General features: G+C 71.6%; 23 protein-coding genes. 14 read left to right on the top strand and 9 right to left on the bottom strand.

Features of this window, described 5'->3' with window-relative positions; translation table 11 throughout:
- Nucleotides 1-173: 173 nt before the first annotated feature.
- A complete protein-coding gene (locus tag ACIPYW_RS02255) occupies nt 174-650 on the bottom strand; it encodes a MarR family winged helix-turn-helix transcriptional regulator (RefSeq protein WP_290132676.1) in 477 nt (158 codons plus the stop codon).
- A gap of 119 nt (nt 651-769) precedes the next feature.
- Here ACIPYW_RS02255 and ACIPYW_RS02260 point away from each other — a divergent pair, with 119 nt between their 5' ends.
- On the top strand, nt 770-2,935 hold the full coding sequence (locus ACIPYW_RS02260; RefSeq protein WP_400410375.1) for an MDR family MFS transporter: 2,166 nt from the start codon (nt 770-772) through the stop codon (nt 2,933-2,935).
- Nucleotides 2,936-3,020: 85 nt separating this feature from the next.
- A complete protein-coding gene (locus ACIPYW_RS02265; RefSeq protein WP_400410376.1) occupies nt 3,021-3,620 on the top strand; it encodes a TetR family transcriptional regulator in 600 nt (199 codons plus the stop codon).
- Nucleotides 3,621-3,636: 16 nt separating this feature from the next.
- Here ACIPYW_RS02265 and ACIPYW_RS02270 read toward each other — a convergent pair whose 3' ends face one another.
- Nucleotides 3,637-4,395: an SDR family NAD(P)-dependent oxidoreductase gene (locus ACIPYW_RS02270; RefSeq protein ID WP_400410378.1), complete on the bottom strand. Its 759-nt coding sequence runs from the start codon at nt 4,393-4,395 to the stop codon at nt 3,637-3,639.
- Nucleotides 4,396-4,463: 68 nt separating this feature from the next.
- On the opposite strand from ACIPYW_RS02270, the gene ACIPYW_RS02275 reads away from it, so the two are divergent.
- From ACIPYW_RS02275 to ACIPYW_RS02285, 3 genes are all read left to right on the top strand, one after another.
- Nucleotides 4,464-5,069, top strand: a complete 606-nt coding sequence (locus tag ACIPYW_RS02275) for a TetR family transcriptional regulator (protein ID WP_400410380.1) — start codon at nt 4,464-4,466, stop codon at nt 5,067-5,069.
- Nucleotides 5,070-5,159: 90 nt separating this feature from the next.
- Nucleotides 5,160-5,561 (top strand): VOC family protein, encoded by a 402-nt coding sequence (locus ACIPYW_RS02280; RefSeq protein WP_400410382.1) that lies wholly within the window; start codon nt 5,160-5,162, stop codon nt 5,559-5,561.
- Between the two features lie 32 nt (nt 5,562-5,593).
- On the top strand, nt 5,594-6,028 hold the full coding sequence (locus tag ACIPYW_RS02285; protein ID WP_400410384.1) for a VOC family protein: 435 nt from the start codon (nt 5,594-5,596) through the stop codon (nt 6,026-6,028).
- Nucleotides 6,029-6,067: 39 nt separating this feature from the next.
- Here ACIPYW_RS02285 and ACIPYW_RS02290 read toward each other — a convergent pair whose 3' ends face one another.
- Complete coding sequence (locus tag ACIPYW_RS02290) at nt 6,068-6,331, bottom strand: hypothetical protein (protein WP_400410386.1); 264 nt, start codon at nt 6,329-6,331, stop codon at nt 6,068-6,070.
- Nucleotides 6,332-6,394: 63 nt separating this feature from the next.
- Between ACIPYW_RS02290 and ACIPYW_RS02295 the strand changes: the two genes are divergently transcribed.
- The 3 genes from ACIPYW_RS02295 (at nt 6,395) to ACIPYW_RS02305 (ending at nt 7,836) form a co-directional block, all read left to right on the top strand.
- Nucleotides 6,395-6,607 (top strand): hypothetical protein, encoded by a 213-nt coding sequence (locus ACIPYW_RS02295; protein ID WP_400410388.1) that lies wholly within the window; start codon nt 6,395-6,397, stop codon nt 6,605-6,607.
- Nucleotides 6,608-6,682: 75 nt separating this feature from the next.
- Nucleotides 6,683-6,808 (top strand): hypothetical protein, encoded by a 126-nt coding sequence (locus ACIPYW_RS02300; RefSeq protein ID WP_290132685.1) that lies wholly within the window; start codon nt 6,683-6,685, stop codon nt 6,806-6,808.
- 152 nt (nt 6,809-6,960) lie between these two features.
- The gene (locus ACIPYW_RS02305; protein WP_400410390.1) at nt 6,961-7,836 is read left to right on the top strand and encodes a DUF808 domain-containing protein; all 876 of its coding nucleotides are present in this window, start codon (nt 6,961-6,963) and stop codon (nt 7,834-7,836) included.
- Between the two features lie 29 nt (nt 7,837-7,865).
- Here ACIPYW_RS02305 and ACIPYW_RS02310 read toward each other — a convergent pair whose 3' ends face one another.
- The 3 genes from ACIPYW_RS02310 to ACIPYW_RS02320 all read right to left on the bottom strand — a co-directional run bounded on the left by ACIPYW_RS02310 (nt 7,866) and on the right by ACIPYW_RS02320 (nt 11,264).
- Nucleotides 7,866-9,815 (bottom strand): potassium transporter Kup, encoded by a 1,950-nt coding sequence (locus ACIPYW_RS02310; protein WP_400410392.1) that lies wholly within the window; start codon nt 9,813-9,815, stop codon nt 7,866-7,868.
- Between the two features lie 228 nt (nt 9,816-10,043).
- The gene (locus ACIPYW_RS02315; protein ID WP_400410394.1) at nt 10,044-10,442 is read right to left on the bottom strand and encodes a hypothetical protein; all 399 of its coding nucleotides are present in this window, start codon (nt 10,440-10,442) and stop codon (nt 10,044-10,046) included.
- A gap of 105 nt (nt 10,443-10,547) precedes the next feature.
- Nucleotides 10,548-11,264, bottom strand: a complete 717-nt coding sequence (locus ACIPYW_RS02320) for an MgtC/SapB family protein (protein ID WP_400410396.1) — start codon at nt 11,262-11,264, stop codon at nt 10,548-10,550.
- Between the two features lie 106 nt (nt 11,265-11,370).
- Between ACIPYW_RS02320 and ACIPYW_RS02325 the strand changes: the two genes are divergently transcribed.
- The 5 genes from ACIPYW_RS02325 (at nt 11,371) to ACIPYW_RS02345 (ending at nt 17,560) form a co-directional block, all read left to right on the top strand.
- Complete coding sequence (locus ACIPYW_RS02325; protein ID WP_400410397.1) at nt 11,371-13,035, top strand: HAD family acid phosphatase; 1,665 nt, start codon at nt 11,371-11,373, stop codon at nt 13,033-13,035.
- Between the two features lie 126 nt (nt 13,036-13,161).
- The gene (locus ACIPYW_RS02330; RefSeq protein WP_400410399.1) at nt 13,162-13,839 is read left to right on the top strand and encodes a response regulator transcription factor; all 678 of its coding nucleotides are present in this window, start codon (nt 13,162-13,164) and stop codon (nt 13,837-13,839) included.
- Nucleotides 13,832-15,199, top strand: coding sequence for a sensor histidine kinase (locus tag ACIPYW_RS02335; protein WP_400410401.1), 1,368 nt, complete (start codon nt 13,832-13,834; stop codon nt 15,197-15,199). The genes ACIPYW_RS02330 and ACIPYW_RS02335 overlap by 8 nt, the downstream gene beginning before the upstream one ends.
- A 100-nt stretch (nt 15,200-15,299) precedes the next feature.
- Nucleotides 15,300-15,968 carry a PepSY domain-containing protein gene (locus ACIPYW_RS02340; protein ID WP_400410403.1) on the top strand — a complete coding sequence of 223 codons (669 nt, stop codon included), beginning with the start codon at nt 15,300-15,302 and terminating at the stop codon, nt 15,966-15,968.
- A gap of 236 nt (nt 15,969-16,204) precedes the next feature.
- On the top strand, nt 16,205-17,560 hold the full coding sequence (locus ACIPYW_RS02345) for a lipopolysaccharide biosynthesis protein (protein WP_400410405.1): 1,356 nt from the start codon (nt 16,205-16,207) through the stop codon (nt 17,558-17,560).
- On the opposite strand, the gene ACIPYW_RS02350 is transcribed toward ACIPYW_RS02345, so the two are convergent.
- Nucleotides 17,462-18,421, bottom strand: coding sequence for a TerC/Alx family metal homeostasis membrane protein (locus ACIPYW_RS02350; RefSeq protein ID WP_400412494.1), 960 nt, complete (start codon nt 18,419-18,421; stop codon nt 17,462-17,464). The genes ACIPYW_RS02345 and ACIPYW_RS02350 overlap by 99 nt on opposite strands.
- A gap of 354 nt (nt 18,422-18,775) precedes the next feature.
- Between ACIPYW_RS02350 and ACIPYW_RS02355 the strand changes: the two genes are divergently transcribed.
- Nucleotides 18,776-19,795 (top strand): LLM class flavin-dependent oxidoreductase, encoded by a 1,020-nt coding sequence (locus tag ACIPYW_RS02355; RefSeq protein ID WP_400410407.1) that lies wholly within the window; start codon nt 18,776-18,778, stop codon nt 19,793-19,795.
- Between the two features lie 139 nt (nt 19,796-19,934).
- On the opposite strand, the gene ACIPYW_RS02360 is transcribed toward ACIPYW_RS02355, so the two are convergent.
- Together ACIPYW_RS02360 and ACIPYW_RS02365 are read right to left on the bottom strand one after the other, a co-directional pair.
- The gene (locus ACIPYW_RS02360) at nt 19,935-20,615 is read right to left on the bottom strand and encodes a response regulator (protein WP_400410408.1); all 681 of its coding nucleotides are present in this window, start codon (nt 20,613-20,615) and stop codon (nt 19,935-19,937) included.
- Nucleotides 20,612-22,273, bottom strand: coding sequence for an ATP-binding protein (locus ACIPYW_RS02365; RefSeq protein ID WP_400410410.1), 1,662 nt, complete (start codon nt 22,271-22,273; stop codon nt 20,612-20,614). Before ACIPYW_RS02365 ends, ACIPYW_RS02360 begins: the two co-directional genes overlap by 4 nt.
- Nucleotides 22,274-22,423: the final 150 nt, after the last annotated feature.

Below are 22,423 nucleotides of genomic sequence, written 5' to 3' on the forward strand. Positions count from 1 at the left end.
GGGGCGTGGGTGGGGGCGGGGGGGGGGGCGGGGGGGCTGGGGGGGGGGGGGGGCGGGGGGGGGCGGGGGGGGGGGCGGGGGGGGGGCCGGGGGGCGGGGGGGGGGGCGGGGGGGGGCCCCCCCCCGCGCCTCCAGGCCGGCCCTTGGTGACCCGGCGCTGACGCGACGCGCGGTCAGGAAGTCGCGTCGCGCGCGGCCGCGCCCACCCCGAACAGGACGTCGGCCCGGTCGTTGAGCCGCTCGAGGAGCGCCGCGAGCTGCCGGAGCTCGTCGGCGGCGAAGACGCCCGTGAGGTCGTCGAAGACCTCGGCGCCGGCGAGGTCCAACTGGTCGAGGACCTCGACACCGAGCGGCGCGAGGGAGAGGAGGGCCGCACGGCCGTCCGCCGGATCGGGAGCAGTGCTGAGGAAACCTGCGTCCACGAGCGAGGCGACCCGTCGGCTGATGACCGGACGCGAGAGACCGGTGGCGTCCGCGATCGCCGTGGACCGTACGGCGCCGAAGTGCTCGACGGCGCGGAGGATCACGCGAGCGGTCGGGTCGAGTCCCCCGCGCGACTCGATGAGCGAGGCGCGGATGGTCTGCCGCACCCACAGCCGGTCGAGCTGCGATCGGAGGAGTCGCTCGGCGGCGGTCCGGTCCTCGTTCACGGGGTCAGCGTACCGGCCGGATTTAGTTGCTTTCAGAACGCAACGGATGTATCGTTGCGCGGTCTGCAAACTTTCACAGCGCGAAACTCCGGTTCGCGCAGCTTGATCCAAGGAGCTCGATGACAGCCACCGCACCCGTCTCGGTGCAGGCCCCCGCGGCCGCAGGTGGGGCCGGTCAGCAGCCGCTGATGACCCACCGCCAGATCCTCCTCGTCATCTACGGCCTGATGGCGGGCATGTTCCTGTCGTCCCTCGGCCAGACCGTCTTCGGGACCGCGATCCGCACGATCGGTGACGACCTGCACGGCCTCGACCAGCAGGCCTGGGTCACGACCGCGTACCTCATCACGTCGACGATCGCGACACCGATCTACGGCAAGCTCTCCGACATCTTCGGCCGCCGGCCGCTCTACATCTTCGGCATCGTCGTGTTCATCCTCGGCGCCGTGCTGTCGTCGATGGCGACCTCGATGATCATGCTCGCCGGCTTCCGCGCCGTGCAGGGCATCGGTGCCGGTGCGCTCATGTCGCTGCCGCTCGCGATCATGGGTGACATCCTCGCCCCGCGCGAGCGCGCCAAGTACCAGGGCTACTTCCTCGCGGTGTTCGGCATCTCGTCGGTGATCGGCCCGCTCATCGGCGGTCTGCTCGCCGGTTCCTCGGAGATCCTGTGGATCACCGGCTGGCGCTGGGTGCTCCTCATCAACGTGCCGATCGGCATCGCGGCGCTCATCATGGTGATCGTCTTCCTGCACCTGCCGAAGGTGCACCGCGCCGGCGACAAGCCCGTCGTCGACTGGTGGGGTGCGACCGCCGTGATCGTCACGCTCGTGCCGCTGCTGCTCGTCGCCGAGCAGGGCCGCACGTGGGGCTGGGGTTCGCCGGCCGCGATCGCCTGCTACGTGATCGGTGCCGTCGGCCTGGTCGCCCTGCTCGTCATCGAGTCGAAGATGGGCGACGCGGCGATCATCCCGCTGAAGCTCTTCCGCTCCGGCACGTTCTCGATGGCCACGGTCATCGGGTTCCTCGTCGGGTTCGCGATGTTCGGCGCGATGCTGACCATCCCGCTGTACCTGCAGATCGTCGTCGGCCTCACCCCGACCGAGTCCGGCTTCGCGACCCTGCCCCTCGTGGGCGGCCTGATGATCGCGTCGATCACGTCCGGCCAGATCGTCGCCCGGGTCGGCCGCTACCGGATCTTCCCGGTCATCGGCACGTTCCTGGTGTCGACCGGATACGTCGTCCTCACGTTCATGACGATCGACAAGCCGCTCTGGTTCCTCATGATCGGCATGTTCCTCATCGGGCTCGGCCTCGGCTCGGTCATGCAGTCGCTGACCCTCGCGTCGCAGGGCTCGGTCGAGGCGCGGGACATGGGTGTCGCGACCTCGTCGGCGACGTTCTTCCGCCAGATCGGTGGCACGCTCGGCACGGCCGTGCTGCTCTCCGTGCTGTTCTCCGTGATGCCGGCGAACATCCTGCACGCGACCGCGAACGAGAAGGACCTGTCCGCCGCACTCGGTGCCGCGACGAACCCGACCGTGGCCACCGCGAGCGAGAACCGCGGCGTGATGGACAAGATCTGGACGCCGATCGTGACCCCGCTCGAGGACGGCGTGCAGTCGAAGCTCGACGACGCCGCCGCACAGGCGAAGACCGCTGCTCGGACTGCGGTCACGGAGCAGGTCAGCGCAGCGGTCCAGCAGCAGGTCGCCGCCGGTGCGGTCCCCGAGGCCGCCGCCCAGCAGGTGATCGACCAGCAGGTCGCCGCCGCCACCCCCGCGGCCGAACAGCAGGCCCTCGCCGCCGTCGCGGACGAGGCGCACGCCAGCGTCCAGGACGGCACGGTCTCCGTCGACTGGGCGGACGCCTCCGAGCGCTCGTACTGGGTCGATCAGCTCACCCCGACGCTCGCGAAGCAGATCGACGACGGCTCCGGCTCGAGCGAGAACGCCTCGAGTGCGAACGACACCTCGTTCCTGACCGGCGCCGACAGCCGCCTCACCCGGCCGTTCATGGCGGGCTTCAACGCCTCGTCCGTGACGATCTACTGGGTCGGACTCGGCGTGATCCTGCTCGCGTTCGTGCTCACCTGGTTCTTCCGGGTCCCGCCGCTGCGCCAGCGCTCGGCCCTGCAGGAGCAGCACGACCTGTCCGCCGAGGCGCAGCTCGAGACCGAGGCGGGCACGGCAGCGGCCGCCGCGGGTTCCTTCACCGGACCGATGACGGGCTCCGTGCCGGTCCAGTCCGCACCGACGACGGGGTCCACCCCCACCCGTCGGTGACCGACCGGGGTGTCCGTCCGCTCCCCCCGCGCGGACGGACACCTCACCCTCCACTCCCCCGCCACGACCACCCCAGGAGGCCCTCGTGACCACCCCGGCGCTCGAACGCGACACCGCCGTCGACCCCGAGCCCTGCACCCTCCGCGAGCGCAAGAAGCAGCAGACCCGACAGGCGATCCACGGGGCGGCGCTCGACCGCGTCATCGCGCACGGACTCGACGGGGTGACCGTCGAGCAGATCTGCGCGGACGCCGACGTCTCCCCGCGGACGTTCTTCAACTACTTCACGTCGAAGGCGCACGCCGCCCTCGGGCTCGACACCGTCGTCACGCCCGACCGCGTCGCCGAGGCGTTCCGCGACGGCAGCGGGCGGCTCGTGGACGACGTCTGCACCCTCGTCGCCCGGAGCGTACCGCTGCCGTCGGACCGTAGCCGCACCAAGGAACTGCTCGTCCACCGACCCGAGATGACGCCGATGGTGATGCGGTGGATGGCCGAGTCACGGCAGGCGATGCTCGCGGTGGTCACCACGCGCACGGACGAGCAGACGGCTCGGACGGTCGTGACCCTGGTGATGTCCGCGCTCTCCGAGGTCGCGCACCGCGAAACCGTGTCGAGCACCGTCGAGCTCGGCGACCGGTTGCGCGCGGTGGTCGCGGAGATGGCCGCTCTCGCGACCGCCTGAGCCGTCAGGGGTCGCGTCAGACGACGGACCAGCCGCCGTCGCTCGGCAGCACCACGCCGTTCACGTTGGCGGAGTCGTCGCTCAGCAGCCAGGTGATGGCCGCGGCGAGCTGATCGGCCTGCGCCACGGGCGGGACCGCGACCTGCATGAGCGGCCCCACCCGTCCGGCCGCGTACTCGCTCCGCATCGGTGCCTCGATGTTCGTCGCGACCGCGCCGGGCGCGACGGCGTTCGCGCGGACGCCCTGCGGGCCGTGGAAGAACGCGACGCTCTTGGTGAAGCCCGCGATGGCGTGCTTCGAGGCGGTGTACGCCGCCCCTGCCGTCGACCCGCGGAGCGCCGCCTCCGAGGCGACGTTCACGACGGCGCCGTGACCGGCGGCGATCATCCGGGGCAGGACGGCTCGGGTGAGCCGCATGGGCCCCGTGACGTTGACGCTGAAGACCCGGTCCCACGTGGCGTCGTCCACCTCGTCCGGCGGCAGGAACCCGTCCATGATGCCGGCCACGTTCGCGAGCCCGTCGACCCGGTCGCCCGCAGCTGCGAGGAGCAGGTCGATCGTCTCGGCAGCGGCCACGTCGCCGACGACCGCCTCCACCTCCGTCCCGCTCAGTCCGGCCCGCAGGGCGTCGAGCCGCTCCGCGACCACGTCGGTCGCGACGACCCGGCCGCCCTCGTGGGCGATCCGCGTCGCCGTGGCGCGTCCGATGCCGGATCCGGCGCCGGTCACGATGATGGTCCTGCCGGCGAATCGTCCGGCGGTGGTGTCGGTCATGGTGTCTCCTCGTCGAGAGGCGCACGGTGCGCCGATGCAGTTGTAGCACTCAGTGCCGAAAGGTGTCCATGAGCTCCACGGGAGAGCGCCCCACCGGGCGTCCACGCACGATCGATCCCGACCGGGTGTCCCTGGTGGCGCTGCGGTTGTTCGACGACCGCGGGTTCGATGCGGTGTCGATGGACGACGTCGCGAGCGCGGCCGAGGTGAGTCGCCGCTCGCTGTTCCGTCTGTTCCCGACCAAGGCGGCCCTCGTGTGGGGCGGCCTCGACGAGTTCGCGGACCGGTTCACCCGTGCCCTCGCCGACCGTCCCGCCGACGAGGACGCCTGGGTGGCACTCCATGCCGCGTACCGCGCCGGGGCGGCGTTCCCGCCGAGCGTGGTCGAGGTCACCCGGCACCGGCTGCGCGTCATCCGGGAGAACCCGTCGCTCGACCAGCTCGGAGCCCCGACGGTCGCGGCGCTCACCGACACGATCGTGGCCTTCGTCGCCGACCGGTCCGGCACCCCGGCCGACGACCTCGCGACGACGGTCCGGGCGAACGCCGTCACCGCCGCCGCGAGCGCCGCCCTGACGTGGTGGGCGCTCCACGGTGGCGACGCAGCGCCCGAGGACGTCGTCGATCGGGCCCTCGGCCTGCTGCGCACCGACCTCGGGCGTCCGCTGTCCTGACGCGTGGCCGATCCGGTACACGGATCCCGAGGAGAGCGAACCGGATCGGCGGTCCTCGACGCCGGACGTCGAACGCAGTACCCTCCCTGCATGCGAGCCAAGGGTGCGTCGCCGTACTTCCAGTTCCCCGGTACCGCCCGGGCGGCCCTGCGGCGCTGGTCGGAGGTGTTCGGCGGTGAGGTGCGGATCGCGACCTACGCGGACTTCCGTCGCACGGACGGCCCCTCCGACGCGGTCGCGCACGGGCAACTGGCGGGCGACCTGGAGCTGTTCGCGGCCGATGCGGCCGAGGGCGAGACCGCGTTCGCGGCGACCGGACTGCTCTTCTCGCTGCTCGGTGCGTCCGACCCCGCAACGCTGACCCGTTGGTTCGAGGCGCTGTCGGTCGACGGCACCGTCCTCGATCCGCTGCAGCGGCGGCCGTGGGGCGACTGGGACGGTCAGGTGCGCGACGCGTTCGGCGTGACCTGGCTGATCGGCTACGAGGCCTAGGCGCTGCCGGGGCACGAGCAGGAGCAGGAGCGGTGAGCGCCGTCCGGCAGGTCCAGGTGACGTTCGACTGCGCCGAGCCGGAGCGCGTCGCACGGTTCTGGTGCGCGGTCCTCGGCTACGTGGTGCCGCCACCGCCGCCGGGCTTCGCGGACTGGGCGGCGTTCGACGCATCGCTGCCGACGGAGCACCAGGGTTCGGCGTTCGCCTGCCAGGACCCGGACGGCGTCGGGCCACGCCTGTTCTTCCAGCGCGTCCCGGAGGACAAGGTCGTGAAGAACCGGGTCCACCTCGACGTCCGGGTCGGGACGGGCCTCGTCGGGGAGGAGCGTCTCGCCGCCCTCGACGCCGAGAGCACGCGACTGGTGGCACTCGGCGCGACCCAGGTCCGGCGCATGACGGCGGACGGCATCAACGAGTCGTGCATCGTGATGCAGGACGTCGAGGGCAACGAGTTCTGCCTCGACTGACGCCGAGACCGGAGCGGAGCCCGGCGCCTGGCGCCCGCGTCAGCCCGCGGCGACGAGCGGCGCCCAGAAGACGTCGGGAGCTTCCTCCTGCACGCTGTCCGCGCTGAAGTCGAAGCCGTACTGGCCGACGAACTCGCGTGCGGCGGCGACCTCGTCCTCCTCGTCGTCGTGCGCGGCGTCGAAGAGGTACACACCGTGGCCCATCACGACGCCGCTGTCGCTCACGACGGCGAGGTCCCACCGCCCCTCCTCGGAGCGCGTGATCCGGACGACAGCGGCCTGGTCAGCGGTGAAGTCAGCCATGTCGCGAGCATACGGAGCGGCTTGTACCCCGGCATCAGGGTCGGGAGGCGTACGGTCCCGCGCATGAGCGAACACCACGGAGAACCCGGAGAACAGCACCACCCGGTCATGGACGGTGCCGAGGAAGCGACGAACGAGGAGAAGCTGCACGGCCTCGTCGAGCAGGTCGAGCACGACCACGGACACGAGGGTGCCGGCGCCATGGCCGACCATCTCCGCGACCGTGCCGCCGAGACCGGCGTCGAGGCCGAGGAACCGTCCGACCACGTCGAGTGACCGGTCCGGCCGACCCGGGAATGGACCCAGCCGCTCCGGCGTACACATGAACACCGATCTCACGAGGAGCGAGCCATGATCCAGACCGACCCCCAGCCGACCGACCGCGACGAGAAGCGCTGCCGCCCCGTCCCGTCGCTCCACGACGCGCCGGAACAGCGCTTCGGCCGCTGGCTCGGACTCATCAACGAGGGCCGCTGACGCGACCAGGTACCGGCCGCTGACGCGACCACCCGACCGCCTGGAGGCGCGGTGCCAGCCGGCACCGCGCCTCCAGGCGGTTCTGCGCCAGCACCGGCCGCTAGGCTGAGCGGTCGGACAGCAACCGGCTGGTCCAGCACGAGGAGATCAGCATGTCAGTGGGGTTGCTCGCGGTCGTCGACGACATCCTGTCCGCCGCACTCAAGGCGAGCGCGAAGACCGCCGGTGTGGTCATCGACGACGCTGCCGTCACCCCGCAGTACGTGCAGGGCATCGCGCCCGCGCGCGAACTGCCCGTCGTCGGGCGGATCGCGCTCGGCAGCCTGTTCAACAAGTTCGTCATCATCATCCCGCTCGCGCTCCTGCTGTCCGCGTTCGCGCCGTGGGTGCTGCCGTGGCTGCTCCTCATCGGCGGGACCTACCTGTGCTTCGAGGGGGCCGAGAAGGTCACCGAGTGGTTCGGCACCCACCACGCGGCCGACGCCGAGGCCCCGACCACCGAGCCGAAGCTCGTGTTCGGTGCGATCCGGACGGACCTCATCCTCAGCACCGAGATCATGCTCATCGCCCTCGCGGGCCTGGACCCCGACCTCGGGTTCTGGCCGACCGTCGGCGCGCTCATCGTCATCGGCCTGGTGATGACGATCGCGGTCTACGGGGCCGTCGCGCTCCTGGTGAAGATCGACGACATCGGCCTGCAGATGATGAAGAACCCGTCCCGGTCGACGCGCCGCGCCGGGGCCCGGGTGGTCCGCGCGATGCCGACCGTGTTCCGGGTGATCGGGGTCGTCGGCACCGTGGCGATGCTCTGGGTCGGTGGGCACCTGGTCGTGCAGAACCTCGCCGAGACGTTCTGGCACGGCCCGTACGACCTGCTGCACGCCGTCGAGCACGGCATCGAGGCGGCCGGGCCGGTCGTCACGTGGATCGTCGACACCGCGATCTCGGCCGTGTTCGGGCTCGCGCTCGGTATGGTCGTCGTCGGGGTCGTCCTCGGCATCGGGCGGCTGCGCGGCCGCACGCACTGAGCGGCCGTTCCCACTGATCGGCCGGGGCGTCAGAGCTCGACGTCGCTGCCCATCGTCACGGTGCGCTGCGCCGGCAGGCCGAAGCGCGCCGCCGGGTCCGCCGCGTTGTGCGCGAGACCGACGAAGAGCTTCTTCCGCCAGCTGACCATGCCACGGTTCCCCGGCTGCGGCCGCAGTGCGCCGCGGGAGATGAAGTACGACGCCTTCTCCATCTCGTCCGGATCGAGCTCCAGCACCTCGGCCAGGCACGCGGCGTGCAGGGCGCGCGGGAGGTCTTGGTCGTCGGAGAACCCGAACTTGATCGTGATGTGGTCGATGCCGTCGTCCTCGTAGCCGAGGTCGTCACGGAAGAACGCCTTCGCGTGCGGCACGTGCGGCACGTTCGCGGTGATGACGGACACGATGATCACGGTCCGGTGCACCACGTGGTTGTGCTCGACGTTGGCTCGGAGGGCGAGCGGCGTCGTCTCCTTGTTCGGGTGCGGGAAGATCGCGATGCCCTGGACCCGCGGGATCCCCTTCGTGTTGATCTTCTCGATGAAGTCCGCGAGCGAGCCCTCACGCTCCTTGCGTTCCTCCTGCACGAGCTGGCGTCCCCGTCGCCACGTCGTCATGAGCGTGATCACGGCGAGCGCGATGAGGAGCGGGACCCACCCGCCGTGCACGATCTTCGAGAGGTTGCCGGCGAGGAACGTCAGCTCGAGGCCACCGAACACGACCGCGGCGAGGACGAGCTTCCACGTCGCCCACTGCCAGAGCGGCTTCACGACGAGGAGCAGCAGGAGCGTGTCGACGACGAGCGCACCCGTGACGGACACGCCGTACGCGGTCGCGAGGCTCGCCGACGACCGGAACGTCAGCATCACCGCGAGCACGCCGATGAACAGCAGGAGGTTCACGGCAGGCAGGTAGATCTGGCCGCCCTCCTCGCGGGAGGTCTGGCGGATCGTCAGCGGGGGCAGGAGGCCGAGTTGCACGGCCTGCCGGCTGAGGGAGAACGCCCCGGAGATGACGGCCTGGCTGGCGATGACGGTGGCGGCGGTCGCGAGGATCACCACCGGCAGCTGGAGGCCGCTCGGGAAGAGCAGGAAGAACGGGTCCTTCGCGGCGGACGGGTCGCGGAGGACGAGGGACGCCTGACCGAGGTAGTTGAGGACGAGCGCGGGGAACACGACGAAGAACCAGGCGCGGAGGATCGGCTTCCGGCCGAAGTGCCCCATGTCGGCGTAGAGCGCCTCGGCACCGGTGATGACGAGGACCACGGCACCCATGGCCACGAACGTGATGTACGGGTGCGCGATGAGGAAGGAGATCGCCCACGTCGGCGAGAGCCCCTGCAGCACACCGGGGTGCGCGAGGATGTGCGGCACGCCGGCCGCCGCGATGACGACGAACCACAGGAGCATGACCGGCCCGAACAGGTTGCCCACCTTGCCGGTGCCGAACCGCTGCACCGCGAACAGCACGATGAGGATGACGGCCGCGATCGGCACGATGAGGTGCTCGATGCTCGGGGCCGCCGTCTGCAGGCCCTCGACCGCCGAGAGGACCGAGACCGCCGGGGTGATCACCGAGTCGCCGTAGAACAGGGAGACCCCGACGATGCCGATGACGAGGAAGATCGTCGCGCCACCCCGCCGCTTGGCGTAGAGACGACGGGCCAGCGCCGCGAGGGCCATGACGCCGCCCTCGCCGTTGTTGTCCGCGCGCATGAGGACGAGGACGTACTTGATCGACACGATGACCGTGACGCTCCAGAACATCATCGAGATGACGCCGTAGACGTCCTCCTGGTTCGCCTTGACGATCCCGCCGTCGATCGTGAAGACGGTCCGGAGCGCGTAGAGCGGACTGGTGCCGATGTCTCCGAACACCACGCCGAGCGCGGCGAGGGCGAGCGCGGCGATGCCCTTCGCTGGGCCGTGTCCGCCGTCCTCGCCGGTGTCGGTCGCGGGTGTGTGAGCGCGGGTCTCGGTCACCGTCGTCTCTTCCGTCACTGGTCGTCCGGGCGACGGCCGCGGATCATCCTCGCACCGTGCGGCCTGCGCCGTTCGCAGCGTGCGCACATGGACGGCCGGATGGCGCGCCTCTCGCCCCCGTCGCGACCCCGAGACGGACCGGAGGCGCGGTGCCAGCCGGCACCGCGCCTCCAGTCAGGCGGTTCGTCGCCGCAGCGACGGTCGTCGCGTCGGCGACGGGTCGTCGCGTCAGCGACGGCGGAAGTAACCGTTCGCGCCACCGACGAACATCAGGATCGTGGCGACGAGCACCGCGAGACCGCCGACGAAGCCGAAGGCGTTGCCGCCCGAGGCCGCACCGACGCCGACGCCGATGAGCTGCAGGATCGCGAGGACGAGCAGCACGATGCGGGCCCAGTTGCGACCGTCGCGCATCTTGAAGACGATGATCAGCTCGATCACCGCGAGGATGAAGGCGAAGATCGCCGTACCGACGAGCGGGCCGGTGCCGACGCCCTGCGCTGCGGCCGCGCTCCCACCGGAGACGAGCCCGATGATGCCCTGGATGATGTTCGCCAGGACCACGATCAGCCAGATGATGAACGAGACGGTGACGGTGGTCGGACGACCCGACGTGGTGTTGGCCATGATTGCTCCCTCTGCATCGGTCGCGTTCAGCGACCTTCCCGACAACGTACAGACGAAGTGCGGGCTTGTCCGGAGCGGGCCGGAAACCGTGCAGTCGATCGGCGGTCACTCCAGGTCGTCGTCGCCGATGACGGTCACCGAGTGCACACCGTCGACGGCCCCGATGCGCCCGAGGAGCACGCCGTCGCCGCTCGGTCCGGTGAGCTCGAGTCGGACCCCGGACCACCCCTCACCGCCACCGTCCTGCTGCTTCAGTGACGCGAGGGTCCAGCCTGCGCCGGTGGCCTGGGCGAGCACCTGCGGCAGGACGGCGCGACCGCTGGCGTAGACGACGTCGAGCACGGTGGCGGTCTCGCGCCCGCGGGCCGTTCGTCGGATCACGGCGGTGTACCCGAAGACGATGACGAAGTGCACGGCGGTGACGACCAGCGCGAGCAACCACAGGCCGGCTCCCGCCGCCATGCCGATCGCCGCGGTCTCCCAGACGGAGGCCGCCGTGGTGAGCCCACGGACCGCCCCTCGGCGCGTCAGGATCAGGCCGGCTCCGAGGAACCCGACCCCGGACACGATCTGCGCCGCGATGCGGGACGGATCGAGCACGACGTGACCAGCCACGAGGACGTCCCCGAACCCGTACTTCGACACGAGCAGCATGAGCGCGGACGCCGTGCCGACGATCGCTTGGGTGCGCAGCCCCGCGCTCTTCGACCGGAGCTGCCGCTCGAGGCCGATCAGGGACGCCAGCGCGAAGGCGAGGAGCAGCTCGCCGATCTGCACCCAGCCCTGCCCGGCGAACGGGGCGGTGAGGTCGGACTCGGTCACCACGTGAACAGTACGCCGATGAAATTGGTTCTGGCTTCTGGGCGGATTCCCAGCTAGCGTCACCGTGCCCCCTTCGAGGGCCACACTCCGATCGAAAGCGACACCGATGCCCTTCCCGATCCGCCGCGCCGTGCTCGTCACCACGACCACGGCAGCGCTCGTCGCCGGTTCCGTCCTGACCGGCTCGTTCTCCGCCAGCGCGCACCCCGCGCACGACCCCGGCCACCACGACGGCCAGCTCACCCCTCGTACCTCGTTCACCATGGCGGCCGACGGCTCGTCCGGTGCGACGCAGGGCGGCGAGGGCATCCCGAACATCGACTCCGTCAAGAAGACGATCGCCACGTACTACGGCGACCCCGGCACCGGGATCGCGGACAAAACCGACAGCCCGTACATCCGCGAGATGCGGTCGATCATGGCGAAGCAGACGAAGGAGCTCCGCGGGGAGTACCGCCGAGCCGTCGCGCACCACCAGAAGCCCGCGATCGTCCTCGACGCCGACGACACCACGCTGTGGACGTACGACATGGAGGTCGGGGACATGCACTTCGTGTTCACCCCGGCCGAGCAGGACGTCTGGGTCCAGGACCAGCGGTTCCCGGCCGTGCCCGCGATGGTCTCCTACGTGAACGCCGCGAAGGCGATGGGCTTCACGATCTTCGGGCTCACCGGGCGGAACGACGACCAGAAGGCCGCGACGCTCGCCAACCTCGAGAAGGTCGGGTACCGGGGCTTCACGTCCGACCACTACTTCACGAAGTGGACCGGCAAGGGCGCCTCGCAGCAGCCGTCCTACGTGCAGTGCGCCGCGGCCGCGTGCACGACGGTCGAGTACAAGGCGCTGACCCGGAAGCACATCGAGCGCGACCTCGGCTACACGATCGTCGACAATCTCGGCGACCAGTGGTCCGACCTGCAGGGCGGCTACGCCCAGGAGCAGGTCAAGCTGCCGAACCCGACCTACTACCTGCCGTCCGCGGACCTGCCCGGCGTCCGTGAGCCGTGGCTCTCCCCGCGCACGCACTTCCGGATGGCGGCCGACGGCTCGTCCGGTGCGACGCAGGGCGGCGAGGGCATCCCGAACATCGACTCGGTCAAGAAGACGATCGCCACGTACTACGGCGACCCCGGCACCGGGATCGCGGACAAGACCGACAGCCCGTACATCCGCGAGATGCGGTCGATCGTGCGGAAGCAGGCGCCGCTCGTCGCCGCACAGTGCTTCGTCGCGTCGAAGCAGCACCGCAACCCGGCAATCGTCCTCGACGCCGACGACACCACGCTGTGGACGTACGACATGGAGGTCGCGGACATGCACTTCGTGTTCGACCCGGCACTCCAGGACGAGTGGGTGCAGGACGAGCGTTTCCCGGCCACCCCGTCGATGACCTCGCTCGTGTCGGTCGCCGAGCGCTCGGGCTGCACGATCATCGGGCTCACCGGCCGCAACGAGGCGCAGCAGACCGCCACGATCGAGAACCTCCAGAAGGTCGGCTACCCGCAGTTCGCCGCCGAGCAGGACGGCAACCGCACGTACTACACGAAGTGGACCGGCACGGGCACGTCGCAGCAGCCGTCGTACATCACGTGCGCGACCGCGAAGTGCACCACGATCGAGTACAAGTCGCAGACCCGGGCGCACATCGAGTCCCGGTCCGGCGGGCACTACGACATCGTGGCGAACTTCGGTGACCAGTACAGCGACCTGATCGGCGGCTCCGCCGACCGGAGCGTCAAGCTGCCGAACCCGACGTACTACCTGCCCTGATCCGTTCCCGGATGACGGCCTGGAGGCACGGTGCCAGCTGGCACCGTGCCTCCCGTCCGTTCCGTGGTCGCGACGCGACCCGGCGCGCTTCAGCGCCGCTTCAGGCGGCTCCGACAGGCTGACGGCGTGCGTGTACTCGTGGTCGACGACGAGGTCCGGCTCGCCGACGGCATCCGCCGAGGGCTCGAGGCCGAGGGCTTCGCGGTGGACGTCGCCCACGACGGGGTCGACGGCCTCTGGTACGCCCGGGAGCACCCCTACGACGCGATCCTGCTCGACCTCATGATGCCGGAGATGAGCGGGTGGAAGGTCTGCGAAACCCTTCGGGCCGAGGGGAACTGGACGCCCGTGCTCATGCTCACCGCGAAGGACGGCGAGTGGGACCAGGTCGACGCGCTCGACGGCGGCGCCGACGACTACGTGACGAAGCCGTTCTCCTACCCGGTGCTCGTCGCCCGGCTGCGCGCACTGGTCCGGCGCGGCTCGCGGGAGCGACCGACGGTGTTGTCCGCCGGCGACCTCCGGCTCGACCCCGCCGAGCGACGGGCCTGGCGCGGCGAGCAACTGCTCGACCTGACGAGTCGGGAGTTCACCGTGCTCGAGTACCTCATGCGGCACGCGGGGCAGGTCCGCTCGAAGTCGGACGTCATCGCGGGTGTCTGGGACGAGGCGTTCGAGGGTGACCCGAACATCGTCGAGGTGTACGTCGGACACCTCCGCCGGAAGGTCGACCGGCCGTTCGGACGGGCCGCGATCGAGACCGTCCGCGGGGCCGGGTACCGCCTCGACGCCGACGGTGGCTGAGCGCTCCGGCGGGCTGGCTGCTCCCGCTCGTCGACGTCGCCGTCCTGCGAGCATCAGGGCCCGTGCGACGGCGGGTGCCGCGGCGGTGATCGCGGTCGCCCTGGTCGTCGGCGCCGTGGCGTTCGTCTGGGTGCTCCGGTCCTCGCTCGTCGGCGGCGTGCAGACGACCGCGGAACAGACCCTCGACACCCTCGCCGCCCGGATCGAGGCCGACGGACCGTCCGTCGTGGCCGACCAGGACGACGACCTGCTCGTGCAGGTCGTCGCCGACGGGCGGGTGCTCGCCCACGGCGACGACGCGGACGGCCCGACGCTCCCCACGACCGACGGGGTGCGGTACCGGCACGACGGCGAGTCCTGGCTCCTCAGCACCGACGACGTCGACCTGCCGGGCGGCGGAGAGGCGACCCTCGTCGTCGGGGCGCCACTCGCCGACGCCGACGCCGCGACCGCGGAGGTCTCAGTGCTGCTCGCCGTCGCCGTGCCCGTCGCGGTGCTCCTCATGGCCGGGGTGACCTGGGTCGTGGTCGGGCGTGCCCTGCGCCCCGTCGACCGGATGCGCCGCGAGGTGGACTCGATCGCGGCAGCCACCCTCGACGCCCGGGTCGCCGAACCCGGCAGCGGCGACGAGGTCGACCGGCTCGCCGCCACGATGAACCGCATGCTCGGCCGGCTCGAGCGCTCGCAGGAGGTCCAGCGCCGGTTCGTCGCCGATGCCTCGCACGAACTGCGGTCCCCGCTCGCGACGATCCGGCAGCACGCCGAGCTCGCCCGTGCGCACCCGGAGGTGACGGACACCGACGAGCTCGCCGGCGTCGTGCTCGACGAGGGCGCCCGTCTGGAGGACCTCGTCACCTCGCTCCTGCTGCTCACCCGGGTGGACGAGCGCGGGGTGGAACGGGACACGGCCGTGGACCTCGACGACGTCGTGCTCGCCGAGGCAGCACGGCTCCGTGGCCTCGGCGTCGCGGTCGACGCGGGTGCGGTGGGGGCGGCGCGGGCGTCCGGCGACCCGGTGCTGCTCGGACGGGTGGTGCGGAACCTCGTGGACAACGCCGCTCGGCACGCGCGGTCATGCGTCGTCCTCGGACTCGGGACCGGGACCGGGACCGGGACCGGCGCAGCCGAGGCCGTGCTGACCGTGGACGACGACGGCGCGGGCGTGCCCGTCGACCAGCGCGAGCGGGTGTTCGAACGGTTCGTCCGACTCGACGAAGGTCGCGCGCGGGACGCCGGTGGATCGGGGCTCGGGCTGGCGATCGTGCGCGACGTCGTGCGGGCGCACGGCGGGAGCGTGGCCGTGTCGGACGCGCCGGTCGGTGGCGCGCGGTTCACCGTCCGGTTGCCGGCGTCGGACTGACGACGCGGTGCCGGGTCGTGCCGGACCCGTCGGCCGGTCCGCCGGGCCGGTCCCAGGCCGCTTCAGGGTGGTTTCAGCACCCGCTCGACACACTCTCGGCATGGACACGACACGCTTCCCCGCCACCGCACGCCGCACCGCTCTCGTCGCCGCGGTCCCCCTCGCGCTCGTCCTCGGGCTCGCCGGGTGCTCCACCGGTTCCACCGGTTCCTCGGACACCGGCTCGGGCTCGGGTTCGGGCTCGGGTTCGTCGAGCAGCTCCGACGGGTCCGGCACCGGGTCCTCGGCGACCGCCGAGCGCTCGTCGGCACCGTCGGGGTCGGCGACCGCTGACGGGTCGGCTCTGCGCGCCGCCGTGTCGACCGCTCGCGACGCGGTCGCCTCGGGCACGGTGATCGCGGTCGAGCAGGAGGCCGGCGGCTCGTCGTGGGAGGTCACGGTCGTCGACCGCGACGGCGGCGAGCACGCGGTGCACACCGACGCCGCCGGTTCGCGCGTCACGGCCGGCCCGACGGCCGATGCGACCGATGCCGACGACGTCGCCGAGAACCGTCGGTTCGTGGACGCCGCCGACCTCGACGTCACGCAGGCCGCGGCGAAGACGGTCGACGTCGTGCCGGGCACCGTCACGGAGCTCGGGCTGGACGACCACCGGGGCGCGGTCGTCTGGGAAGCCGACGTCCGAGGCAGCGACGGCACGAAGCACAGCGTCCGGATCGACGCCGGATCGGGTGCCGTCGTCACGAACACGGTCGACACGGACGACTGACCGCCGGCCCGCGACCCTCGGTGGGTGCTCAGGCTCGACACCAGGAGCACCCGACAACCACAGCATCGTCGGCCTACCGTCGGGTTCGACCTGGAGGACACACCATGAACCTGGACGGCTTCGACGTCCCGACGCTCATCATCTTCTGCGTGGCTGCGGCCGTCGTGATCGGCGGGCTGCTGTCCAGTCGTCGTCGACACTGACGCACGGGGAGCGGGCGGTACGCTCCAGTACTCGTGAGCAGCGAACCGACCACGGCGGCAGCGGGTCCGCGGGCCGGCGTCGCGTCGTCGGCGCTCCTGTCCACCGTCGGCATCGGCGTCCAGGGCGCGACGAAGCTGCTCGTCACCGTCGTGATCGGCCGGGTGTTCGGCACCGAGGTCCTCGGCCAGTCGTCGGCGCTCCTGTCGCTCGGGGTGTTCGCGGCCTTGCTCTGGCCGTCCGCCGCCGGCAACACGGCGGCCCGTTCCCTGGCGATCGCGATGCGCGCCGGTCGGTCCGACGCCGCGGTGAACCGCCGTGTCGGTGCGTCGATGCTCGTCTCGTCGGTGGTGCTCGCCGCGCTCACGGTCCCGGTTGCCGTCGCGTGGGGCAACGGCCCGTGGACGGTCCTCGGCGGCGTCTCGGTCGTCGTGGGCTACGGCCTCTACGCCTACACCCGCGGGGCGCAGCTCGGGTACGACCGAGCCCGACGGGTCGCCGTGTGGGACGGCCTGACGAGCGTGCTCACACTGGGCCTGCTGGTGCTGGCGTGCGTCACCCGAGCGGAACCGTTCGTGCTCCTGCCGCTCGGCATCGGGTACACGGTGTTCGCGGTGGCGTGCTGGCCACGGGGCACGGGCGGCGACGCGACCGCACCCGAACCGACCCACGGGGTCCTGGGGTTCGCGGCCTGGAACGTGCTCGCCGGCCTCACCACGAACGGGCTGCTGCAGCTCGCCATGATCAGCGCGCAGGTGACTGCCTCGGCGCACGACGCCGGGGTGTACGCGGCGGCCTTCTCGCTCGCGACGCCCGCGTCGATGGTCGGTCAGGCGGTGGCGCAGGTCGTCGTCCCGGCGTTCGCACACCGCAGCGAGGCGTCGTCCCTCCGGACGCCGGGGACGCTGCGGTTCGTCACGGGCTTCGCCGCCGGGACAGCCGTGGTCTTCGGCCTGGTGGCGCTGCTCGCGGACTGGTTCCTGCCGCTGTTCTACCCGGACGAGGGCGTGGCCGCGGTCGCCGACCTCCGGTACCTCGTGCTCGGCGTGTGGGTGTTCACGATGTCGCTCGTCCCCGCGGCCCTGCTGCTCGCCGCCGGACGGTCACGGCAGGTGGCGCTCGCGTCGGTCAGCGGCTTCGTCGTCGGCGTGGTGCTCATGGCCGCCCTCGCCCCCGCGACCGGTGTCGCCGCGGGCAGCACCGGATTCCTGGTCGGCAGCGCGGTCAACCTCGTCGCCGTCGTGACGCTCGGGCTCCGGCGAACGACCGTGCCGACCGGACCGGCGGCCGCGTCAGCGCTCGACGGGACGGCGCCGGGCGTCGTCGTGCCGCATCCGCACGAGGCTCGCGAGGGTCGCACCGCCGATCGCGACGATGATCACCGCGAGTGACGTCCACGTCCCGATCTCCGGCGCCCACTCGACGTGCTGCCCGCCGTTCAGGAAGGGCAGCTCGTTCTCGTGCAGGGCGTGCAGCACGAGCTTCACGCCGATGAACGCCAGGATCAGGGCGATCCCGTACTTGAGGTAGATGAGACGCTCGAGCAGCCCACCGAGCAGGAAGTACAGCTGCCGCAGCCCCATGAGCGCGAACACGTTCGCGGTGAACACGATGAAGGCACTCTCCGTGATGCCGAAGATCGCGGGGATCGAGTCGAGCGCGAACAGCAGGTCGGTGGTGCCGATCGCGACGAGCACGACGAGCATCGGCGTGAAGTGCCGCTGCCCGTCGACGTGCGTCCGGAGCCGGATCCCGTCGTACGTGTCGGTGACGCGGACGCGACGCCGGAGCAGCCGCACGATGAAGCTGTCCTCCTGCTCCTCGCCGTCGTGGTCCTCGCGCACCTGCTGGATCGCGGTCCAGATCAGCCACGCGCCGAAGAGGTAGAAGATCCAGGAGAAGTCCTCGATGAGCCGCGCGCCGAGCAGGATGAAGACGCCGCGCAGCACGAGCGCGATGATGATGCCCATCATGAGCACCGCCTGCTGGATCGGCTTCGGCACCGCGAACCGCGCCATGATGATGACGAAGACGAACAGGTTGTCGATGCTCAGGCTGTACTCGGTCAGCCAGCCCGCGAGGAACTGCCCCGAGGCGTCCCCGCCGGCGAACACCAGCATCGCGAGGGCGAACAGGAGCGCCAGGCCGACGTAGAACCCGACCCAGAGTCCGGACTCCCGCATGGTCGGTTCGTGTGAACGACGCGAGACGATCACGAGGTCGGCGAGCAGGATCGCGACGACGACGACCATCGACCCGATCTCGAACGCGATGGGCAGGTCCGGCACGCGACGATCCTTCCGTGGCCGACGAGCTGCGCCACCCGTGCGGTGGGCCGTCCGGCACCCCGCGATCTTACCCGTGCGATCGTTCAGGTCCGGTCGGGACGGAGCGAGCGGCGTCCCGGCCCGAGCAGGGTGGCTCGAGGGCCGGGACGGCATCGCGATGACGAACCCCGGTGCGTTCGGGTCGGACCGGTCGGGTGCGGTTCGTCTGGTCACGACTCTAGCGGTCCACCGAACGGCGGACAAACCGATCTGTCTACCCAGAACGGGGGCCACACCGTCCGCCCGGTGCAGTGGCGCGGTGTCTGCGACGATCGAACCATGCCCCACGACGGTCAGCCCCTCGCACGACTCGGCTTCCTCACGATCGGCACCTTCGATCCCGCCCACCCGCGACGCGGGCACGAGGAGACCCTCCGCGTCATCGAGCGCGCGGAGTCCCTCGGCTACGACAGTGCGTGGCTGCGGCACCGCCACCTGCAGCACGGCATCTCCTCCCCCGTCGCGCTCCTCGCCGCCGCTTCGCAGCGCACCTCGCGCATCCACCTCGGCACGGCCGTCACACCGATCGGCGCCGAGAACCCGTTCCGGCTCGCCGAGGACCTCGGCACCGTCGACGTGCTCCTCGGCGGGCGGCTCAACCCCGGGTTCTCGTCGGGCACCCCCATGAACTACGACCTGTACCGCGACGCGATCCACCCGGACACGGCGGAGCTGGAGGACTTCGGCGACGCCCGACTCCTGCGCTTCCGCGACCTCGTCCGTGGCGACGCGGTCGTCGACCACGCCGAGCGCCGGGGCATCGAGGAGTTCGCCACGACCGTCCAGCCGCACAGCCCCGGCCTCGTCGATCGGCTCTGGTACGGCACCGGCAGCACACGGTCCGCGGTCTGGGCGGCCCGGAACGGCTTCCACCTGCTCACCTCCAGCGTGACCCGGAGCGAGGTCGGCACCGACTTCGCCACGAACCAGCGCGCCCAGGTGGAGGCGTACCTCGACGCCCACCCGGACCCCGCCGCCGCACGCGTGTCGCAGGGCCTCGTCGTCGTCCCGACCGACAGCGCCACACCCGAGCAGGAGGCCCGCTACCGCGCGTACGCCGAGGCACGGTCCGCACGCGTCGGCGTCCCCCAGGGTCCGGCAGGGCTGCTGTTCGCCGCCGACCTCGTCGGGTCGTCGGCGGAGATCGCGGACCGTCTGCGCGCGGACGCCGGCTTCCAGGTCGCGACCGAGGTCGCCTTCGCGTTGCCGTTCTCCTTCGAGGCCGACGACTACGCCCAGATCGTGACCGACATCGCCGAACACCTCGGCCCGGCACTCGGGTGGTCGCCCCGGACCTGATCCCCCGTCCGGAGCAGAGCGCGGCCGAGCGCTGACCGTTGCTCCCGCCACCACGGCCTGGAGGCACGACACGTGTCCGACGCGTGTCGTGCCTCCAGGCCGTGGCCGGTCCCGGCGTCAGCCGGTCACCTGCCGGCCGTCAGCGGAGCCAGCGGTACGCGTACTCCGGTCGGCCGGGGCCGCTGTGCCGGACGTCCTTGCCGGCCTGCCCCGCACCGATGAGGTGCTCCAGGTAGCGGCGTGCGGTCACCCGCGAGATCCCGAGCGCGTCGGCGACCTCGGACGCCGAGGCAGCCTGGTCCGTGTGGGTCAGGTGCGCCCGGACCGCGTCGAGCGTCTCCCGGGCGATCCCCTTCTCGTGGTCCGGCGGCGCGGTCGGACGCAGCGAGCCGAGGCTCTGGTCGATGTCCGCCTGGGTGAGGGACCGTCGGTCCTCGAACCCGCGCCGGAACTCGCGGTAGGTGGTCAGGCGCTCGGCGAACGTGCGGTAGCTGAAGGGCTTGACGAGGTACTGCACGACGCCGAGCGCGATCGCGTTCTTCACCCCGCGGGCGTCGTGGGCGGCGGTCACGGCGATGACGTCGACGGCGGACCCGGCGGTGCGGAGTGCACGGACGAGCTGCAGGCCGTGGGCGTCGGGCAGGTTGAGGTCGAGCAGGACGAGGTCCGGCTGCTCGGCGGCGACGGCGGCCAGCATCGCGCGCCCGGTCGCCGCCGACCCGACGACCGTGAAGCCGTCGAGCCGCGCCAGGTACGCGGCGTGCGCCTCGGCGGTCAGGGGTTCGTCCTCGACGATGAGGACCCGGACGGTGTCGGTCACGCGGGCACCCGCCCCGGTGTGAGGTCGACCACGAACCTGCTGCCGTCGGGCCCCGTGCTGACGGTGACCTCTCCGCCGATGCGCGCCACGGCGGACCGGACCAGGTCGAGGCCGAAGCCGCGCCCCTCCGGACCCGCGGACTTGGTGGACCATCCGCGTCCGTAGGCCGCGTCGAGGTCGGGGATGCCGGGGCCGTCGTCCTCGACGACGAACCGGCTGTGGCCGCCGGTGGTGGTCACCGTGACGGTCACGGTGCCGCGGCGCTCGGCGGTCGCGTCGACGGCGTTGTCGACGAGGTTGCCGAGGACGGTGATGACGTCGCCGGGTGCGGCCGCCACGGGTGCCGTGAGCCCGCTCATGTCGGTTGTCAGGGTCACCCCGCGTTCGTGGGCCTGCGCTCGCTTGCCGTCGAGCACCGCCGCGATGACGTCGGCAGGGGTCTCCGCCTCGGCGGCGGCACCGCCGGGCGCGCCCACGTCCGCGCCCACCTCGGCGGCGGCACCGCCGGGCGCGCGCAGGTCCGCACCGCCGCGCGCATCCGCGTGCCGGTCGAGCTCGTCGGACGCGAACCGGATCGCCTCGTCCACCCGCCCGAGCTCGAGGAGCGCGACCACGGCGTGCATCCGGTTCGCGAACTCGTGCGTCTGCGAGCGCAGTGCGTCGGTGAGGGTCCGGGTCGCCGCGAGCTCGCCTGACAGGTGCAGCAGCTCGGTCTGGTCCCGGATCGTGGCGACGGTCCCGAGCGGGCGGGAGGACCCGCGGGAGAACGCCATCTCCTGGTTGACGACGAGCACCCGGTCGGCGGTCGCGTACGTCTCGTCGACGGCACGGTCGCCCGAGGCGAGCAGGGTCCGCAGCTCCTCGGGCACGTCGAGCGACGCCAGCGGGACCGGACGCTGGCCGTCCACCGGGGTCGGCAGGTGCAGCAGCTCGGCGGCGCGGTCGTTGTGCAGCACGACGTCGCCCGAGCGGTCGATGACGACGAGCCCCTCGTGGACCGAGTGCAGGACGCCCTCGTACGACGCGAACACCCGCGCGAGCTCCTCGGGCCCGCGCCCAGCGGTGACCCGGCCGAGGTACCGGCTGAGCAACCACGAGAACAGAGCCGACACCGCGACGACGGCGAGCGCCAGCAGCACGACGGACACCAGCCGCGGCAGCAGCGCCGTCGAGATGTTGGCGACGGTCACCCCCGCGGCCACGAGCCCGATGACCCGACCGTCTCCGTCGGTGATCGGCGTGACGGCACGCACCGACGGGCCGAGGGTCCCGGTGAACGTCTCCGTGAAGGTGTTCCCGGCGAGGGCGGGCGCGATCGTGCCCCGGAACGGCTGCCCGATCTCGGCACGGTCGGGGTGGGTCCACCGGGTGCGGTCGGGCGCCATGATCGTGATGAAGTCGGTGTGGGTGCGGCGCATGAGGTCGAGGGCGTACGGCTCGAGTCGCTCGGACGGGTCGGCGGTGGTGGCCTGTTCGACGACGAACGGGTTGCGGGCGATCGAGACCGCGACGGCCTCGGACCTCTCCGCGGCGTCGGTCTCGAGGTCGGCCCGTGCCGACGACCAGCTCCACGCCCCGCCGACCACCACCCCCACGACCACGAACACGAGCTGCAGCGCGAACAACCGGGTTGCGATGCTCCACCGTCTCGGTGCCACTGTCCTGCCCTCCTCGCCTCGTTGCGGGAAGACCCATCCTCGCGCACCGCGGGCCGATCGCGCAGCACGGCCGTGAACGCAATGAACACAAGTCGACGTGCGCTGTCCGGAAGGGCGAGGGTGTCCCCACTCCCGAGAGGACGAGCCGAC

Origin of the sequence: Curtobacterium sp. NPDC089689 (assembly GCF_044749145.1) — a bacterium.
Classification (GTDB): Bacteria; Actinomycetota; Actinomycetes; order Actinomycetales; family Microbacteriaceae; genus Curtobacterium.

Excerpts from the sequence above, each read along its gene's own strand:
- ACIPYW_RS02275 (WP_400410380.1), top strand. The coding sequence starts at position 4,464 with ATGAGCTCCACGGGAGAGCGCCCCACCGGGCGTCCACGCACGATCGAT.
- ACIPYW_RS02280 (WP_400410382.1), top strand. The coding sequence starts at position 5,160 with ATGCGAGCCAAGGGTGCGTCGCCGTACTTCCAGTTCCCCGGTACCGCC.
- ACIPYW_RS02315 (WP_400410394.1), bottom strand. The coding sequence starts at position 10,442 with ATGGCCAACACCACGTCGGGTCGTCCGACCACCGTCACCGTCTCGTTC.
- ACIPYW_RS02295 (WP_400410388.1), top strand. The coding sequence starts at position 6,395 with ATGAGCGAACACCACGGAGAACCCGGAGAACAGCACCACCCGGTCATG.
- ACIPYW_RS02270 (WP_400410378.1), bottom strand. The coding sequence starts at position 4,395 with ATGACCGACACCACCGCCGGACGATTCGCCGGCAGGACCATCATCGTG.
- ACIPYW_RS02340 (WP_400410403.1), top strand. The coding sequence starts at position 15,300 with ATGGACACGACACGCTTCCCCGCCACCGCACGCCGCACCGCTCTCGTC.
- ACIPYW_RS02325 (WP_400410397.1), top strand. The coding sequence starts at position 11,371 with ATGCCCTTCCCGATCCGCCGCGCCGTGCTCGTCACCACGACCACGGCA.
- ACIPYW_RS02300 (WP_290132685.1), top strand. The coding sequence starts at position 6,683 with ATGATCCAGACCGACCCCCAGCCGACCGACCGCGACGAGAAGCGCTGC.
- ACIPYW_RS02355 (WP_400410407.1), top strand. The coding sequence starts at position 18,776 with ATGCCCCACGACGGTCAGCCCCTCGCACGACTCGGCTTCCTCACGATC.
- ACIPYW_RS02305 (WP_400410390.1), top strand. The coding sequence starts at position 6,961 with ATGTCAGTGGGGTTGCTCGCGGTCGTCGACGACATCCTGTCCGCCGCA.
- ACIPYW_RS02350 (WP_400412494.1), bottom strand. The coding sequence starts at position 18,421 with ATGGTCGTCGTCGTCGCGATCCTGCTCGCCGACCTCGTGATCGTCTCG.
- ACIPYW_RS02290 (WP_400410386.1), bottom strand. The coding sequence starts at position 6,331 with ATGGCTGACTTCACCGCTGACCAGGCCGCTGTCGTCCGGATCACGCGC.
- ACIPYW_RS02260 (WP_400410375.1), top strand. The coding sequence starts at position 770 with ATGACAGCCACCGCACCCGTCTCGGTGCAGGCCCCCGCGGCCGCAGGT.